Raw genomic sequence first — 15,095 nt, 5'->3', positions numbered from 1 at the left:
GCCCCGCCGCCTACCGCGGTCAACGTGACCCAAACGACCCAGTTTGCCAGCCGACCCTGCGCAGGACCCGCGGCCCCGAGGCCTCCGCCGTGCTGAGCGCACTGCGCGAGGACCTTCTCACCGACGCGTTCGCCAACCGCCCCTGCCGGGTATGCGGACGGACGGGCCGGTGGCCCGCAGGCTGCCGGAGGGAATACGGGCGTACGCGGGCTGGTCGCCGCGCGGTGCAGGACGTCGAGCACGTCGAGGATGCGCCTGGTGCCGCGTACGAGGCGGAACATCCGGTTGGACCCCCGGACCACCTCCGAGGCCTGGATAGAGTCGGAGTGATGACTGGGAACCGAGGCCGTTGGCCGAAGATCGATGAGGAACGCGGCGTCGAGGACGTGACGCTTCTGATCTTGGAGTGGCTGGGCGGGCAGGGTGTGAATGCCATGATCAGGATGGACGCCGAGAGACTTGGCTGACAACGCGCCGGCGTGGACGTTCACTGCCAGCGGCGGCCCGTTGGCGCATGGGATGCGAGCCGATGGGAGGACTGTTCAGCAGTGCATGTCCGTTACTCCGGCCCGCCTGCGCGACTCCGGTCTGTCGGTTCCGTTCTGATCTTCGACCGCCTCTGCTGAAACCTCACCTTTGGAACTCAGTTGGAGCGATCTGATTGCTGGAGGGCTGGTCAGGGCAGGAGCGGTCGGGTTGCGGTCCAGGTCACGAGTCGTTCCCGCACCAGCCCGGGTGCCGGGTAGCCGACCAGGCTTTCCAGATGGGCCGTCAGGTTCTTGTGTCGCCGCAGCTCTCGGATCTGCCCGGTGGGAAGGTCGCGCCAGCCCTCGGCGAGAGCAGCGGCCTGCGGGGGCGTGAAGGACAGTGCGTCGAGCGTGTCGGACGCCAGCGCCTCGGGACTCCAGTCGGGGTCCGTGTCGTCGGGGCCCAGCCGGTCGATCACCCACATCCGGAGCATGAAGTCCTGCTGAGCCACGCGCGCAGGGTGTCCCTCGGCGTGTTCGAGCATGCGTCGGTTCGCGAGCAGCGACAGCTTCGCCCACTGGCGACGGGCTTCCTGGGGATGGCTGGAGTTGTAGGCCTGTGCCTGCGCGGCGACGCGTGCTGTCTCAAGTTGCTGGCCACGGGCGTCATGGATGAACCTCTGGAGCTGGCCGAGCGTCCACGCGCTCAGATCGTGGCCTGGTTCTTCTCGATGTGCGTCGCTACTCAACGTCCCCGCTCCTGGTCGTAGGCATGCCGAGGATGATGGTGGCCTTCTGGGACTGCCTGTCGATCTGGGCGAGCTTATCCTCGGCTCCGGCGAGGCTGACCTTGAGGCCTTCGACCTCGCCGAGCCAGCCTTCTCGCTCGGCCTCGGCGATGCGGGCGAGGAGGTTGTCGCGGATCTCCTCCAATCGGCCGCGCTGGGCCGGGTCCGGTCGGAGGAGCGAGCAACGTACGCAAGCGTGTTCATGGACACTGAACCGTTCCGGGTTCGGTAGAGACTCCATTCCGTGAAGGGATTGAGTCATGGCACGTCCTTCCTCCTATCCCGTTGAGCTGCGCAAACGAGCGGTCCGTATGGTCGCCGAGGTCCGTGGTGACTATCCGAACGAGTCGGCCGCGCTGCGGGCGGTCGCCCACAAGCTGGGCATCGGTTCGGCCGAGCCCCTGCGGAACGCAGCAGGCGCAGCACCGTCCCGGGGACGCGGGGCCCGGAGGCGGCCACGACGACGTCGTATGGGTGAAGCGCGAGGAGGTCGACTCCGGGAAGCGTCCGGGGACGACCACGGAGGAGTCCGCGCAGATCAAGGCGATGAAGAAGGAGATCGCCGAGCTGAAGCGGGCGAACGACATCTTGAAGGCGGCGGCCTTAGATTCGACCGGCCACACACACGCTCGTAGCGTTCATCGACGAGCACCGGGCCCGCTTCGGCAGTGTCGAGCCGATCTGCCGCGTGCTCACCGAGCACGATTGCAAGATCGCCCCATCCACCTATTACGCCCGCCGCAAGCGCCTCCAGGCCCCGTCCGCCCGCACTGTCCGCGACGCCGAGCTGAAGCCACTCATCCAGCAGATCTTCGACGTCAACTACCGTGTCTACGGGGACAGGAAGTTCTGGCGCGAGCTGCACCGCCAAGGCCACGTCGTGGCCCGGTGCGCCGTCGAACGGCTCATGCGAGAGCTCGGCGTCACCGGTGCCGTCCGCGGAAAGAAGACCGCGCCCAGGTGGCCGACTTGATCGGCGCCAGGGTGGAGGAGGTGGCCTTCACAGCCTCCGGTTCCGAGGCCGACCTGCCGGCGCTGCGCGGCGTGGTGCCGGCCTCTGGCCGCCCACGAGCACACGTGATCACGCAGGCCACCGAGCACCCCGCCGTGCTGGAGACATGCCGCACGCTGGAGCGGCTGCACGGCGCGAAGGTGACGCTCCTGCCTGTCGACCGGCAGGGGCTCCCCAAGCCGACCGCGTTGGCCGCCGCCTTCACCGATGACACGGTCCTGATATCGGTGATGGCATCGAACAACGAGACCGGGGCCCTTCAGCCGGTCGCGGAACTCGCCACACTGGCCCACGGGCACGGGGCCCTCTTCCGCTGTGACGCAGCCCAAGCGGCCTGGGCGGGCGGTTCATCCGGCGCGGCGACTGCCTGATCCTCGGGCACGCCGCCGCCGCCGACGACCCCGAGGTGAGGCCGGACGGTGCGGACGACGGGTGGGGCAACCGTGCGCATCCGGCCTTCTCCGCCGGTCCGCATCCCTGCCATCGCATGTGGGGGCCGACGGCAGCGTCGACCTCCGGCGACACTTCGCGCACCCGGTGCCCATGCAGGTCATCTGCGAGCTGCTCGGGGTTCCGTCCGAGGAGCGTCCTCGGCTGCAGGAGCTGATGGACAACATCTTCCGCTCCGATCTGCGGCCCTAGGAGGTCCGGGCCAGCCAGATCGAGCAGTACGAGCTGGCGCGGGTGGTCGAGGGCCGGAGGCGGGAGTCGGGCGACGACCTCACCAGCGCGTTGGTCGCGGCCCGTGCCGCTGCCCCGGACGCGCTAGGCGAGGAGGAGCTGGTCTGGACCCTGCTGCTCATGCTCTCGGCGGGGCAGGAGACCACCCTGAGCCTGATCACCAACGCGGTACGCGCGCTGCTGACCCATCCCGACCAACAGGAACTCGCCGTACGGGGTGACGCGAAGACCTGGGCGAGCGCGATGGAGGAGACGCTGCGCCGGGATGCCCGATCGGCAACTTCCCCTCCCGCTATCCGCTGGAGGACGTCGAGATCGCCGGGGTGCCGATCCCGAAGGGCGAGGCGGTCATGGCCCCGTTCAGCGCAATGGGCCGTGACGCGGGACAGTACGGGGAGGATGCCGACCGGTTCGACATCGCCCGGGGGCAGGGCAGGCACCTGGCGTTCGGCAACGGCCCGCACTTCTGCCTCGGCGCACCTCTGGCGGGCTGGAGGCTGCGCCGGCCCTGCCTGCGGTGTTCGAGCGGTTCCCGGGGCTGTCGCCGGCCGTCGATCCGGACGATCTCGTCGCGGTGCCGTCCCTGTTCTCGAACAGTTCCTCGGCGCTGCCGGTGCGGCTCGGGAGCTGAACCGGAGTGCGGTCCGGCGGACATGGGGTTCCGCCGGGCCGCACGTGCGGGGCTGTTCGTCGATCGGTCGTTCGCGTGCCACCGGAGGTGCCGGGGACGGCCGGAAGGAGCCCGTCCCTTCCCGGCACCCTGTTCGACACCGGGTGCGGCGGAAGGGTTGTACGGCGGAGGGACCCGGAACTCACGGTCCCGGTTCTCCGCAGCGCCTCAGTGCGCGATGCTGTCGATCAGCTCGCGCGCTCCCTGGCGGAGCAGGGTCACGGCCACCGAGGTGCCGAGGGTGGCCGGGTCGAGCGGGCCCGCCCACTCGTGGGCGTTGAGCACGGTCTTGCCGTCGGGGCTGAACACGCAGGCGCGCAGGGAGAGATCGCCGTTGCGGTGGGTCGTGGCGAAGCCGGCGATCGGGGAGTTGCAGTGCCCCTGGAGGACGTGGAGGAGCATGCGCTCCGCCGTCGTCTCCCGGTAGGTGTCGGGGTGGTTGAGGGCACTGACGGCGTCGATGGTCGCGGTGTCGTCCTCGCGGCACTGCAGGGCGAGGACCCCCGCGCCGATCGGGGGGCACATGGTCTCCGGCGACAGGACGTCGCTGATGACGTCGGCGCGCCCGATGCGGTGGAGGCCCGAGACGGCCAGGAGCAGGGCGTCGGCCTCGCCGGCTGCGAGTTTGGCGAGGCGCCGGTTGGCGTTGCCCCGGAAGGGTACGCAGTCCAGATGCGGGTGGGAAGCCGCGAGTTGGGCCACGCGGCGCACGGAGGAGGTGCCGATCCTCGTGCCGTCCGGGAGCTGGTCGAGGGTGAGTCCGCCCGGGTGGACGAGGGCGTCGCGGATGTCGTCCCGTTCGAGGAAGGCGGCGAAGGTCGTGCCTGCGGGCAGCGGGCGGTCGGCGGGGATGTCCTTGACGCAGTGCACGGCGAGGTCCGCCTCGCCCGCGAGCAGAGCGGCGTCGACCTCCTTGGTGAAGGCCCCTTTCCCGTCCACCTGTGCGAGGTCGCCCATCCACTTGTCGCCCGTCGTCCTGACGGGGACGACCTCGGTGACGGTGGCGGGGTGGAGGGACGCCAGTTCGGCCCGGACGCGTTCCACCTGGGCGAGGGCCATGGGTGAGTCGCGGGAAACGATGCGGATCAGCTCAGGGGCGGACATGAGTCCACGATAGACCGCCGGGCTCGAGCCGCGATCGTCCGGCGCAGGAAACGGCCGTATCGGTGGCATCCGGAGGCTGACTTCTGCCCGGGGACGTCGATTTCCGGCCGCATTGGTACGACACCCTGTGCGCGGCCCCGATCCATGGACGTTACGCGACGGCGGCTCGACAAAGGTCCTCCCACCAGGGCGACTTGACGCCTTGCCACCCGGAGTGGCCCGGGTCCGGCCGGCCTGGTCCAAGGAATATTCGAGGTGCGATTGCCGGGCACCCGACCGTGTCTGGCCGATTCACCGCCGTACGCCCCCGTCTCACTCCTCCGAGGGCTGTCAGCCCCACGGCGAGATCCCTAGCATGACCCCTCACGGATACGAACTACTTCTCCTGGAACTGGCGAGGGGCTGGATGAGTAACGGGGACACCTCCATTCCGAAGAACATCGATGTGAACGTGCCGAGCGTCGCGCGGATGTACGACTACTACCTGGGGGGCAAGGACAACTACCCCGCGGACCGGGTCGCGTGCGAGCAGCTGCTGGAGCATGTCCCGAGCACCAAGGTCCTTGCGGTGAACAACCGTCGTTTCCTGCGGAGGGTCGTGCACCACCTGGCGTCCGAGTACGGGATCCGCCAGTTCATCGACCACGGATCCGGCCTGCCGACCCAGGACAACGTCCATGAGGTCGCCCAGCTCGTAGATCCGGCCGCCCGGGTCGTCTACATAGACAACGACCCCATCGTCCTCGCTCATGGCAAGGCGATACTCGAGGAGAACGACAGGACCGCGGTCATCCAGGCCGACATGCGTGACACCGAAGGCATCCTCGGACACCCCGAGGTGTCCAGGCTGATCGACTTCGACGAGCCGGTGGCCGCGCTGTTCGTGTCCGTATTGCACTGCATCCCCGACGAGGACGATCCCGCGGGCCTGGTGCGCAGGGTCGCGGACCGCCTCGCCCCGGGCAGCTTCCTGGTGGTGTGTCAGCTGGTCAGTGAGGACGCCGCGACCCGCGACTTCGTCACGGACTTCATGGCGAAGAGCACCGGCAACCGGTGGGGCCGGGTGCGCCGCCAGGAGGACGTGGGCGTCTTCCTGGAGGGCCTGGAGGTGCTGGAGCCAGGCCTGGTGGAGGTGTCGACCTGGCGGCCCGACTCGGATCTGGCACCGAAGCAGGCGACCCAGGAATGGATCGAGTACGGCGGTGTCGGTCGCAAGTGGTGATCTGACCGGCGCACCGGTCCCCGCCCCGGTCAGGAGTAGCGTTCGAGCGCCTGTCTCAGCAGGTGTCTGCTCTCCACCGGGCTCGGGGACTGGGCGCTGAGCGAGTCCAGGATCCACCGGTACTCGTCCGTACTCTCCTGCTTGTTCACGGACGTGGCATTGGTCAGGTGCTCGATGTAGGCCACGTCGGGAAGCCCCGCCATCGCGAACCGCAGGTACGTGATGCCGTTACCCGGGGACGTGTGGGCGGTCACGTCGAAGGGCGCGACCTGGACGATCACGTGGGGCAGTTCGGTCATGGCCAGCAGGTGGGTGAGCTGCTCACGCATCACCCGCGCACCGCCGGTCGGCCGCATCAGCACTGCCTCGTCCAGGAGCACCCAGAGCTTGGGGGCGTCCGGGCGGCGCAGCAACTCCTGCCTTCTGAGCCGTAGTTCGACCCGTCGCCGGGTGGTCGCCTCCGGCTCCAGGTGGTGTCCTGAGCGTACGACCGCGTAGGCGTAGTCGGCCGTCTGGAGCAGCCCGGGGATGTAGTGCCCCTCGTAGGTCCGGATGGACGCAGCGGCCTCTTCCAGGCCCACGAGGGGCTCGAACCAGTCGGGCAGCACATCCGCGTAGTTCCGCCACCAGCCGCGCTCTCCGGCCCTGCGCACCAGGTCGACGAACTCGGCCGTCCTGTCCGGGTCGGTGACGCCGTAGAGCTTGAGCAGATCGGCGGCGTCGCGCTCCTTGCACGGCGAGTGGCCGGTCTCCATCCGGCTGATCTTCGCGGTGGAGCAGCGGATCCGGGCGGCGGCGTCGTCGGGCGTGATGCCGGCCTCGCCGCGCATCCGCCGGAGCTGCGCGCCCAGGACCAGGCGCAGGGCCGTGGGACTTGATCCTGCGGCCGGGGCGAGCGTCGGCTTCCGTAACGGCTGAAGCGGTTCGATGCCGGGCATGCGGGCTCCTGATGGCGGGCGTGAGGACGCCAGTGTGCCATCAGGAGCCCGGACGGGGGGCGGACCGGTGCGGGGAGCCCGGTGCTTTCAGCCGACCATTCCGTCGAAGTCGCCGTCCCTGACTCCCGCGAGGAAGGCGCGCACCTCACTCTCGGTGTACACGAGCGCAGGTCCGTCGGGGTGCCTGGAGTTGCGTACGGCCACGTCCCCGCCGGGGAGCAGCGCCATCTCGACGCAGTTTCCGCTGGGGTTGCTGTGATGGCTCTTCGTCCACGTCACGCCGGTGAGGGAGCCGGCCGGGACGCCGTTGTCGATGTGCTGCATGCGGTCCATTCCTTTACGGCAGTAGTTCCTGGCAGGTCGCCAGGGCCCGCACCGGGTGAACAGATGTCTCCTGCGCACACCCGGGGGTGCAACTCCGGGTGCAATTGCACGGAAGCGCGGACGGCGAGGATACTAGTGGCCGTCCGGCCCCCACGGCACCACGAACCGGCCTTCACCGGAGGGTGATCAGCGCTCATGCACGCGGAGAACGCACCCCGTCACGGAGCGGCGGCCCACCCTCCTCATCTGGCTGAAAACTGCGGATCCCCGCACGAGGACTGGGCGCGGGATCTCGGCGTCGGCGCGCCCGGGTTCACGACGCACAGCCTGGCCGCCGACGCCGAGAGCCTTCAGCAGGCGCGGGCGTTCGTCCGCGACTCACTGGAGCGGTGGGGCCTGCGGTCCTGTGCCGACGAAGTCGGGCTGGTGGCGGGCGAGCTGGTGAGCAACGCGGTCTGTCACGCGCTGCCGCTCAGCGCACAGCCCGCGGGCCGGGCCACGGCTTGGCTGGGCCTGGCCCGGCAGGACAGCACGCTGGTCTGCGCGGTGAACGATCCCAGTCCCGATGTTCCCGTTCTGCGCCAGGCCGACGAGTCCCTGGAGCGCGGCCGAGGGCTTCGCATCATCAACGCGCTGAGCAGTTCCTGGGGTTGGTCCCTGCCTACGGCGTCCGGCAAGACGGTCTGGGCCAGGATTCCCTCGCCTGAGTCGTCGTCCGGACGCGGGTTCGCCGCCCCGATACGAGCTCGCCGCCCGGATGCGGGCTTCGTCGCCCACTCGCGGGTTCGTCATCCGCTCGCGGGGAAGCCCCCCGAGCGCGGAGAAGGCCCCCGAGCGCGGCCCTACAGTCCGACCAGCGCCGTCCACGCCTCCGCGAGCAGCGTGTGCCCGAGCGGTGTCGGGTGGACGCCGTCGTCCGCGATGCGCTCGGCCCCGCCTGCCGTACGGGCTGCCTGGTTGAGCAGGCCGTCCGCGGCAAGAAGTGCCGCGTCGAACTCCTCCGCCAGCCGACGGACCGCGCGGATCCGGGGATCGAGGTCCTCGCGCCACGCCCACTGCTCGTCCGTCACCGGGACGAGGAAGGGCTCGATCAGGATCAGCTGTGTGTCCCGTCCGACCCTGATCTGCGTGAGGACGGCCCGGTAGTCGTCCTCGTACGACTGCAGCGAGGTGATGTCACCGGAGTCGTACCGGCGCCAGGTGTCGTTCACGCCGATCATGACGGACACCACGTCCGGCGCAAGGTCCACGGCGTCCTCGCGCCACCGGACGCGCAGGTCGGCCGCACGGTTTCCGCTGATCCCCCGGTTGAGGAACGTGATGCCGTTGTCGCCCCGCGCGGTACGGACGCGCTCGGCCGCCATCCGCGCGTAGCCGTTGCCCAGAGGGTTGCCCGGGTCCGACAACCGGCCCGCGTCGGTGATGCTGTCCCCTTGGAACAGGACGGTCGCTGAGCCGTGCAGGCTGATGGTCACGCGATGCTCCGAACGATGAAGAGGGCAACAGTACCGAGGCCGTGCCCCGCTCACCCGGCGGGGCATCTGCAACCTAGCAAGGGCTTGCCCGCGGGCAGAAGACCGGTTCCGCCCACCGAGACCGGCACTCCATGGGTCCACGACGGTGCGCACGGTGCGAGTTCCCTTTCCGTAGGGCTGCGCCGGGATCGGACGGGCCAGGCGCAGCCCTACGGAAGAGAACTACCGGAAGGACGCCGGAGCGCGCACCGAGCTGAAGTCGAGTGCGCGGTCCACCTCTCGCAGAGTCTGCTCGGCCACCCGGCGCACCTCTGCCGGGACATCGCCCTGTTCCTCCACGAGGCCGGCGTAGATCGGTGCGTCGGATCTGTCTGCGAAACTCACGTCGAACTGCCCATCGATCGGTTTATGCCCGCCACTCAGCGGAAACGGGAGCCGAGTGTACGCGGTCCCCGTGGACCGGCGCGGGGCGGACCCGGGATCGGACCGCGGCCGCCGAAATCCTGTTGTCCGTGACCTGCACGACTGCCAGGCTGAGGGCACCGAAGGGGTGTAGCTCAGACGCCAGAGCGCCGGTCTCCAAAACCGGATGCCGCAGGTTCGACTCCTGTCTCCCCTGCCCGGCGATTCCCCTCACCCGGCGGGTGAGGGGAATCGGGTGCGCTATTCGATGACGAGCTCGACCTCGATGTTGCCGCGCGTGGCCTTGGAGTAGGGGCAGTAGGCGTGCGTCGCCTCGACCAGCTTGCGGCCGGTCTCCCCCTCCAGCGCCTCCGGCAGCTCGACGCGCATCACGACGGCGAGGCCGAAGCCCGTGTCGTCCTTGCCGATCGAGACCTCGGCCGTCACGGAGACGTCCTTGGTGTCGACCTTCATCTCACGGGCGACCGAGCTCATCGCGCTGGCGAAACAGGCAGCGTATCCGGCGGCGAACAGCTGTTCCGGGTTGGTGCCCTCGCCGTTGCCCCCGAGGGCCGGCGGCAGGGCGAGCGCGAGGTCGATCCGGCCGTCCGAACTCACTGCCCGGCCTTCGCGGCCGTTCGCGGTGGCGGCAGCGGTGTACAGCGCGTCCATGGAGTGACCTTCTCTCGTACGACGGTGACCGCGGGCCGGCCACCTCCAAAAGAATTGCACATAACTTAATTGCGCACAACCCAATGGCGGGCGGCAGGCTACCCTGGATCCATGACGTCACCGCCGACCCCCGATCCCGAGCTGACCGATCTGCCGGACACCGAGCTGCTCCGGCTGGACCATCAGGTCTGCTTCTCCCTGCAGGCGGCCTCACGCGCCTTCGGCGGCATCTACCGGGACGCGCTCAGGGATCTCGGCCTCACCTATCCCCAGTACCTCGCGATGATGGTCCTGTGGGAACACGGCCCGCTTCCCGTCAAGGTGATCGGCGAGCGGCTGCACCTCGACTCCGGGACGCTCTCCCCGCTGCTCAAACGGCTCGAAACGGCCGGACTCGTCCGCCGTGAGCGGAACGCCGAGGACGAGCGGTCGGTCACGGTCCACCTCACCGGGGCCGGGGCCGGGCTGCGTGAGCGCGCGCTGCCCGTTCCGCGCACGATCCTCGGAGCTACGGGAATGTCGGTCCAGGAGGTCCTCGCGCTGCAGGAGACCCTCGGCCGGCTCACCGAGTCCCTGAGCCGGGCCGGCTGAACCGGCCGATGAGATCCTGTCCACGCGGGCATCCGGACCGTAGGGGCCCTGGCGCGGCAGCACTCGCAGGAGTGTTCGCTTCGAAATAGGATGCAGGAACTATCGCACCGCGGAGCGGCCCATGAACCGGCGTCGAACTCCCCGATCAGCGAGCGCCGAGGACCTGCTCAGCACCCTGCAGCACCTGACCGCCCGGGCCCGGCAGGAGGTGGAGCTGCACCAGGCGCGGGTGGAGCTGGCCCAGGCGCTCCAGCGGAACATGCTCCCCGTCGCGCTGCCCTCCTTCCCGGGGCTGGAGACCGCGGCGCGCTACGCCCCCGCCCGCCACGGGCTGGACATCGGCGGCGACTGGTACGACGTGTTCCTGCTCTCCGACGGCTCGCTCGGCCTGGCGATAGGCGACGTCCAGGGCCATGACGTGGAGGCCGCCGCCTTCATGGGACAGATACGGATCGCCATGCGGGCCATCGCGAGCACGGCGGCGGATCCGGGTGAGGTCATGGGCCGCACGAACGACCTGATCCTCTCGATGGGCTCCAGCCTCTTCGCCACCTGCACGTTCTTCCGGCTGGATCCGGTGACCCGCGATCTGCAGAGTGCCCGCGCCGGTCATGTCGCGAGCGTCTGGGCCACCGCCGACGGGCGTTCGGGCATCACATCGGACGCCGGCGGCCTCCCCCTGGGCATCGAGGCCGACCAGCACTACCCGGTCACCCGGCGCACGCTGGATGCCGAGGGCGCGTTCGTGCTCCTCACCGACGGAGTCATCGAGGGCCCCTCGCTGTCGATCGGCGACGGGCTGGAGCGGATCAGGCGTCTGGTGGACGCGCACTGTGGCGACACCGCCGCGGAGCTAGCGGAGGCGGTACTCCGGGCCGCGGTGCTCACCGGCCACGAGGACGACGCGGCGGTTCTCGTCCTGCGGCACGGCTCCGTCCCCACCGGACCGAGGTGAGGACCCGCCGCGCGTGTCACGGCCGCCTGCCGCCACGCGCGGTGTCTGATGAGATGCGTGATCCGAAGTGAGGCATCCAGACGCCGGGCCGTGGCCGTACTGAAGATGCTGGGCGTCGCCGCTGCCTACTACGCGTCCGGACGGATCGGTCTTCTCAGACAGGTGAGCGTGGAGGGGTCCGTCGTCAGCCCGCTCTGGCCGCCCACGGGCATCGCCCTGGCGGCACTGCTGTGTCTCGGGCTCCGAATCTGGCCGGGAATCGCCCTCGGAGTCCTGCTCACGGTGACCTCCCTCAGCCACGGCCTGGCCCTTTCCGGCCTCGGTATGGCGGCGGGAAGCACACTGGCCCCGGTCTGCTCCTACCTCGCCCTGCGCGCGGTGGGCTTCCGCGAGGAGCTGGACCGACTGCGCGACGGTGTCGTACTGGTCTTCCTGGGGGCCATGGGAGGCATGCTGATCAGCGCGACCTCCGGTGCGGGCGTGCTGTTGCTGACCGGTGATCTCCCCGGGTCGAGTTTCTGGTCGGTCTGGTCCGCCTGGTGGGCGGGGGACGCCATGGGAGTCCTCATGGTCACTCCCCTGCTGCTCGTCCTGCGCAACGCACGGGTGCCCCGGTTGAACGACCCGTGGATGGAGGCGACGGGCCTGGCCGTCGTCGCCGTGGGGATCACGATCGTCGCGACCCGCAGTTCGCTGTCCATGATCTACCTCCTGTTCCCCGTGATCATCTGGGCCGCCCTCCGCTTCCAGCTGGCCGGCAGCGCCCCCTGCGCGCTCCTGATGTCCGTCATGGCGATCGTCGCCGGAACCGACCAGGTGGGCCCGTTCGCCAACCACACCGTGCTCGAGGTCATGCTCAACCTCAGCATCCTCAACGGGTGCGTGGCACTCACCGCGCTCCTGTTGGCTGCAATCGTCACCGAGCACAACAACATCCGGTACGAGACGGAGCTGGCGTGCGAGGAGCTCGCCACCCTGGTGGAGGAGCTCGCACCGCAGCAGGCGAGGAAGGACCGGGCCGCCGAGCTCCGGAACGGGCAGGGTTCGGCCTGACTTCCCCCTGCCTTCGGCCTCAGCCGGCCCCCTGACTGTCGGAGCCGTCGCCGGTACGGGGAAAGTGCTGCTCCAGGAAGGCGTTGCGGAAGGTGCCGGTGGGGTCGAGGCGGGCGGCCAGCCGCTCGAAATCTGCGTAGTGGGGGTACAGGCCCCGCAGCGTAGCGGGCGGGGTGGTGAACAGCTTGCCCCAGTGCGGCCGGGCACCGAACGGCGCCAGGGCTTCCTCGATGGCCCCGAGGACGGGAGTGACGGCGGCGGTGTCGGGCACCCAGGTGAAGTGGAAGGCCACGGCGTCCATACCCTGTGCCGGGCTGAGCCACAGGTCGTCGGCGGCCACCGTCCGGATCTCGCCGATCTGCAGCAGCGGTGCGATGCGCTCCCGGATCCGGTCGAGGGCCTCGTAGGCGGCCACGGCGTCACGCCGGGCGACGAAGTACTCCGACTGCAGCTCGTCGCCGTTGCTCGGGGTGAATTCGAGCCGGAAGTGCGGAAGCCGGGCGTGCCAGGGGCCGGGGACGCCCTGCTGTTCCGTGGTGTGCCCGGCGGGCATCCCGGGAACGGGATGCCTCTGCCTGTCCGCCGGTGTCGCACCGAGCCACTCGGACGGCGCGGTGCGCGGCCCCTCCTCGCCGACCCGGTGCTTGAGCCACACCTGGTCGATCGGGCCGCCGCGCCAGTCGGTGAAGACGCTGACGCTGTAGGCCTCGGACATCACCTCGTCGAAGTGCCCGAGCAGCTGTTCCTCGGGCAGCCCTTCGTACACCCACTGCTGCACCTCGAAGGCGGGCACGAGGTCCAGGGTCAGACGGGTCACCACTCCCAGCGCGCCCAGGGAGACCACGGCCCCCGGGAAGTCGGCGTCACCGCGCTCCTGCGTCGCCTGCGTGCCGTCCGCGGTGACGAACTCCAGCGCCCGGACGGCACCGGCCAGCGAGCGGTTGCCGATGCCCGACCCGTGCGTGCCGGTGGCGCAGGCACCGGCGAGCGAGATGTGGGGCAGTGAGCCCAGGTTGTGCAGAGCCAGTCCGTCGCGGTGCAGGATGCCCGTGAGTTCCCCGAAGCGCAGCCCGGCGCTCACCGTCGCCGTCCTGGCCTGCGGATCGATCTCGACGGAGCGGGGCAGACCGGCGACCGATATCAGGTCACCGTGGGTGTCGGCCACGGTGTTGAAGGAATGGCCGGTGCCCAGCGCCCGTACCGCGGTTCCGGCGGCCACGACGGCCTGGAGCTCGGCCACCGAGGCGGGTGTGTGGAGCCTTCGGGCGCCGAACGTGATGTTTCCCGCCCAGTTGGTCTGCCGTGCGGACGGGGCCTGCGCCGAATGATCGATCATGCCTCAGGAGCTTACGCTCCGCGCGCACGCTCGCGGCGGGGCTGTGCGCCTCGTCTCAGGGCTTGCGCCCCACGCCGCTGACCGCGTGGCTCGGTGGGAGGTCGCCGCTCCGGCCGGGGTCGGGGCGCCAGTCGGAGATCCTGACCACGCCGGGCTCGACCACGTCCAGCCCCTCGAAGAAGTCGGCGATCCGCGCAGGGCTCCGCAGATGATAGGGGCTCGCCGAATTGGCGTTGTACGCCTCGATGGCCCTGGTCATGGTCTCACTGGTGTCGGTGCCGTCGGCGAGGGCCAGGTAGCTGCCCGGGGGGAGCGCGGCCAGCAGTTCGCGGACGAGGCCCCACGGGTTCTCCTCGTCGGGGAGCTGGCCCATGATGCCCAGCATGGTCAGGCCGACGGGCCGGGTGAGATCGATGGTACGGCCGGCCTCCTGGAGGATGCGGCCGGTGCCCCGCACGTCCGCGTCGACGTACGCGCACGCGCCTTCGGGTGTGCTGGTCAGCAGGGCGCGGGCGTGGGTCAGCACGAGCGGGTCGTTGTCGACGTACACGATCCGGGACTCGGGGGCCATCCACTGGGCCACCTCGTGCGTGTTGTTCGCGGTGGGCAGGCCCGTCCCGATGTCGAGGAACTGCCGGACCCCCGCCTCGCCGGTCAGGAAGCGGACGGCACGGGCGAGAAAGGCACGCTGATCACGTGCGATTCCCGCGATGTCGGGAAACGCCTGCAGGATCATCTCGCCCGCCGCAGCGTCGGCCGGGTAGTTGTCCTTGCCTCCGAGGAGGTAGTTCCAGACGCGGGCCGAATGCGGCCGGTCGGTGTGCAGCCGGTCGTCCGGCGACTGTCGAGGATCACTCATGGCAAACCTCACCGCTCCGCCTCCCCCGCGCCGGACGACGGTGCGGGGCCGGCCGGAGGTCAGTACGGAAGGGTCCGTCCGGACGGTGTGCGCAGGTCCAGCGGGGGCGGCCCCGTGGGGGGCTGCGGACGGCGGACGATCTGGATGCGGCCCACGGCCACCACCTCCCTGGTCATCCGGTATCTGCCCATCCACGCCTCCTTCACACCTCCGGCTCCCTACGGACCTGCCGCGCGGCCGTGCGCGGATGCGGTCCGGGCCATGTGCGGTGACCCTTGACGGGCGAAGGACGCCGAGTGAAGGAGGAGAGCCATGTCCGCGTTGGACAAGATCAAGAAGATGCTCAAGGGCCACGAGGACCAGGCCTCGAAGGGCATCGACAGGGCCGGTGACATGATCGACGAACGGACTCGGGGCAAGTACAGCAAGCACGTCGACACCGGCCAGGAGAAGCTGCGGCAGCAGTTCGGCAAGGACCGGGGACCGGACAGTCCTCCTCGTCCCTGACCCGGGAGTCGCTGCGGCCGTCGGGTAGAAGCTTCCGCA

At 69.8% G+C, this 15,095-nt stretch carries 19 protein-coding genes, 1 tRNA gene and 3 pseudogenes; 12 read left to right on the top strand and 11 right to left on the bottom strand.

Annotation, left to right across the window (positions count from 1 at the left end; genetic code table 11):
• The first annotated feature begins 329 nt into the window (after positions 1-329).
• Positions 330-467 carry a hypothetical protein gene (locus OG524_RS35620; RefSeq protein WP_405812399.1) on the top strand — a complete coding sequence of 46 codons (138 nt, stop codon included), beginning with the start codon at positions 330-332 and terminating at the stop codon, positions 465-467.
• 209 nt (positions 468-676) lie between these two features.
• Here OG524_RS35620 and OG524_RS35615 read toward each other — a convergent pair whose 3' ends face one another.
• Both OG524_RS35615 and OG524_RS35610 read right to left on the bottom strand, forming a co-directional pair.
• Positions 677-1,216, bottom strand: coding sequence for a hypothetical protein (locus OG524_RS35615; RefSeq protein ID WP_405385963.1), 540 nt, complete (start codon positions 1,214-1,216; stop codon positions 677-679).
• Positions 1,209-1,400 carry a hypothetical protein gene (locus tag OG524_RS35610; protein WP_405812398.1) on the bottom strand — a complete coding sequence of 64 codons (192 nt, stop codon included), beginning with the start codon at positions 1,398-1,400 and terminating at the stop codon, positions 1,209-1,211. The genes OG524_RS35615 and OG524_RS35610 overlap by 8 nt, the downstream gene beginning before the upstream one ends.
• Positions 1,401-1,943: 543 nt before the next feature.
• Between OG524_RS35610 and OG524_RS35605 the strand changes: the two genes are divergently transcribed.
• From OG524_RS35605 to OG524_RS35590, 4 genes and pseudogenes are all read left to right on the top strand, one after another.
• Positions 1,944-2,228, top strand: coding sequence for an IS3 family transposase (locus OG524_RS35605; protein ID WP_405812397.1), 285 nt, complete (start codon positions 1,944-1,946; stop codon positions 2,226-2,228).
• Positions 2,144-2,638, top strand: coding sequence for an aminotransferase class V-fold PLP-dependent enzyme (locus tag OG524_RS35600; protein ID WP_405812396.1), 495 nt, complete (start codon positions 2,144-2,146; stop codon positions 2,636-2,638). The genes OG524_RS35605 and OG524_RS35600 overlap by 85 nt, the downstream gene beginning before the upstream one ends.
• Positions 2,602-2,748 (top strand): annotated as a pseudogene (locus OG524_RS35595) (cytochrome P450); the annotation flags it as partial. The gene OG524_RS35600 and the pseudogene OG524_RS35595, both read left to right, overlap by 37 nt.
• A pseudogene (locus tag OG524_RS35590) lies at positions 2,745-3,579 on the top strand (cytochrome P450); the annotation flags it as partial. The pseudogenes OG524_RS35595 and OG524_RS35590, both read left to right, overlap by 4 nt.
• Positions 3,580-3,786: 207 nt before the next feature.
• Here the strand turns inward: OG524_RS35590 and hemC are convergent.
• Positions 3,787-4,722 carry a hydroxymethylbilane synthase gene (gene hemC, locus OG524_RS35585; protein ID WP_405385968.1) on the bottom strand — a complete coding sequence of 312 codons (936 nt, stop codon included), beginning with the start codon at positions 4,720-4,722 and terminating at the stop codon, positions 3,787-3,789.
• Positions 4,723-5,128: 406 nt separating this feature from the next.
• On the opposite strand from hemC, the gene OG524_RS35580 reads away from it, so the two are divergent.
• Positions 5,129-5,944: an SAM-dependent methyltransferase gene (locus OG524_RS35580; RefSeq protein ID WP_405393001.1), complete on the top strand. Its 816-nt coding sequence runs from the start codon at positions 5,129-5,131 to the stop codon at positions 5,942-5,944.
• Positions 5,945-5,973: 29 nt separating this feature from the next.
• On the opposite strand, the gene OG524_RS35575 is transcribed toward OG524_RS35580, so the two are convergent.
• Positions 5,974-6,882: a helix-turn-helix domain-containing protein gene (locus OG524_RS35575; RefSeq protein WP_405812395.1), complete on the bottom strand. Its 909-nt coding sequence runs from the start codon at positions 6,880-6,882 to the stop codon at positions 5,974-5,976.
• Positions 6,883-6,969: 87 nt separating this feature from the next.
• Complete coding sequence (locus tag OG524_RS35570) at positions 6,970-7,206, bottom strand: DUF397 domain-containing protein (RefSeq protein WP_384501158.1); 237 nt, start codon at positions 7,204-7,206, stop codon at positions 6,970-6,972.
• A gap of 195 nt (positions 7,207-7,401) precedes the next feature.
• Here OG524_RS35570 and OG524_RS35565 point away from each other — a divergent pair.
• A pseudogene (locus OG524_RS35565) lies at positions 7,402-7,887 on the top strand (ATP-binding protein); the annotation flags it as partial.
• Between the two features lie 161 nt (positions 7,888-8,048).
• Here OG524_RS35565 and OG524_RS35560 read toward each other — a convergent pair.
• The gene (locus OG524_RS35560) at positions 8,049-8,681 is read right to left on the bottom strand and encodes an SGNH/GDSL hydrolase family protein (protein ID WP_405385974.1); all 633 of its coding nucleotides are present in this window, start codon (positions 8,679-8,681) and stop codon (positions 8,049-8,051) included.
• A gap of 222 nt (positions 8,682-8,903) precedes the next feature.
• Complete coding sequence (locus OG524_RS35555; RefSeq protein ID WP_384493291.1) at positions 8,904-9,065, bottom strand: hypothetical protein; 162 nt, start codon at positions 9,063-9,065, stop codon at positions 8,904-8,906.
• A gap of 162 nt (positions 9,066-9,227) precedes the next feature.
• Here OG524_RS35555 and OG524_RS35550 point away from each other — a divergent pair.
• Positions 9,228-9,300: transfer RNA gene (locus tag OG524_RS35550), tRNA-Trp, on the top strand.
• Positions 9,301-9,344: 44 nt separating this feature from the next.
• Here the strand turns inward: OG524_RS35550 and OG524_RS35545 are convergent.
• Positions 9,345-9,755: an organic hydroperoxide resistance protein gene (locus OG524_RS35545; protein WP_405385976.1), complete on the bottom strand. Its 411-nt coding sequence runs from the start codon at positions 9,753-9,755 to the stop codon at positions 9,345-9,347.
• Positions 9,756-9,866: 111 nt separating this feature from the next.
• Here OG524_RS35545 and OG524_RS35540 point away from each other — a divergent pair, with 111 nt between their 5' ends.
• The 3 genes from OG524_RS35540 to OG524_RS35530 all read left to right on the top strand — a co-directional run bounded on the left by OG524_RS35540 (position 9,867) and on the right by OG524_RS35530 (position 12,354).
• A complete protein-coding gene (locus tag OG524_RS35540; protein WP_405385979.1) occupies positions 9,867-10,346 on the top strand; it encodes a MarR family winged helix-turn-helix transcriptional regulator in 480 nt (159 codons plus the stop codon).
• Between the two features lie 121 nt (positions 10,347-10,467).
• Positions 10,468-11,301: a PP2C family protein-serine/threonine phosphatase gene (locus OG524_RS35535; RefSeq protein WP_405385981.1), complete on the top strand. Its 834-nt coding sequence runs from the start codon at positions 10,468-10,470 to the stop codon at positions 11,299-11,301.
• Between the two features lie 57 nt (positions 11,302-11,358).
• A complete protein-coding gene (locus OG524_RS35530; RefSeq protein WP_405385983.1) occupies positions 11,359-12,354 on the top strand; it encodes an MASE1 domain-containing protein in 996 nt (331 codons plus the stop codon).
• Between the two features lie 19 nt (positions 12,355-12,373).
• On the opposite strand, the gene OG524_RS35525 is transcribed toward OG524_RS35530, so the two are convergent.
• From OG524_RS35525 to OG524_RS35515, 3 genes are read right to left on the bottom strand one after another with little or no spacing between them, the layout of a single operon-like run.
• The gene (locus OG524_RS35525) at positions 12,374-13,690 is read right to left on the bottom strand and encodes an FAD-binding protein (protein WP_405385984.1); all 1,317 of its coding nucleotides are present in this window, start codon (positions 13,688-13,690) and stop codon (positions 12,374-12,376) included.
• A gap of 55 nt (positions 13,691-13,745) precedes the next feature.
• On the bottom strand, positions 13,746-14,549 hold the full coding sequence (locus OG524_RS35520; RefSeq protein WP_405812394.1) for an SAM-dependent methyltransferase: 804 nt from the start codon (positions 14,547-14,549) through the stop codon (positions 13,746-13,748).
• A 59-nt stretch (positions 14,550-14,608) separates the two neighbouring features.
• On the bottom strand, positions 14,609-14,740 hold the full coding sequence (locus OG524_RS35515) for a hypothetical protein (RefSeq protein WP_380197689.1): 132 nt from the start codon (positions 14,738-14,740) through the stop codon (positions 14,609-14,611).
• 121 nt (positions 14,741-14,861) lie between these two features.
• Here OG524_RS35515 and OG524_RS35510 point away from each other — a divergent pair, with 121 nt between their 5' ends.
• A complete protein-coding gene (locus tag OG524_RS35510; protein ID WP_405385987.1) occupies positions 14,862-15,056 on the top strand; it encodes an antitoxin in 195 nt (64 codons plus the stop codon).
• The last annotated feature ends 39 nt before the right edge of the window (positions 15,057-15,095 follow it).

Source organism: Streptomyces sp. NBC_01520 (genome assembly GCF_045040375.1).
In the GTDB taxonomy this organism is placed as follows: domain Bacteria; phylum Actinomycetota; class Actinomycetes; order Streptomycetales; family Streptomycetaceae; genus Streptomyces.
The sequence above is the reverse complement of the archived record's forward strand: the minus strand, read 5'-3'. Positions and strand labels throughout refer to the sequence as shown.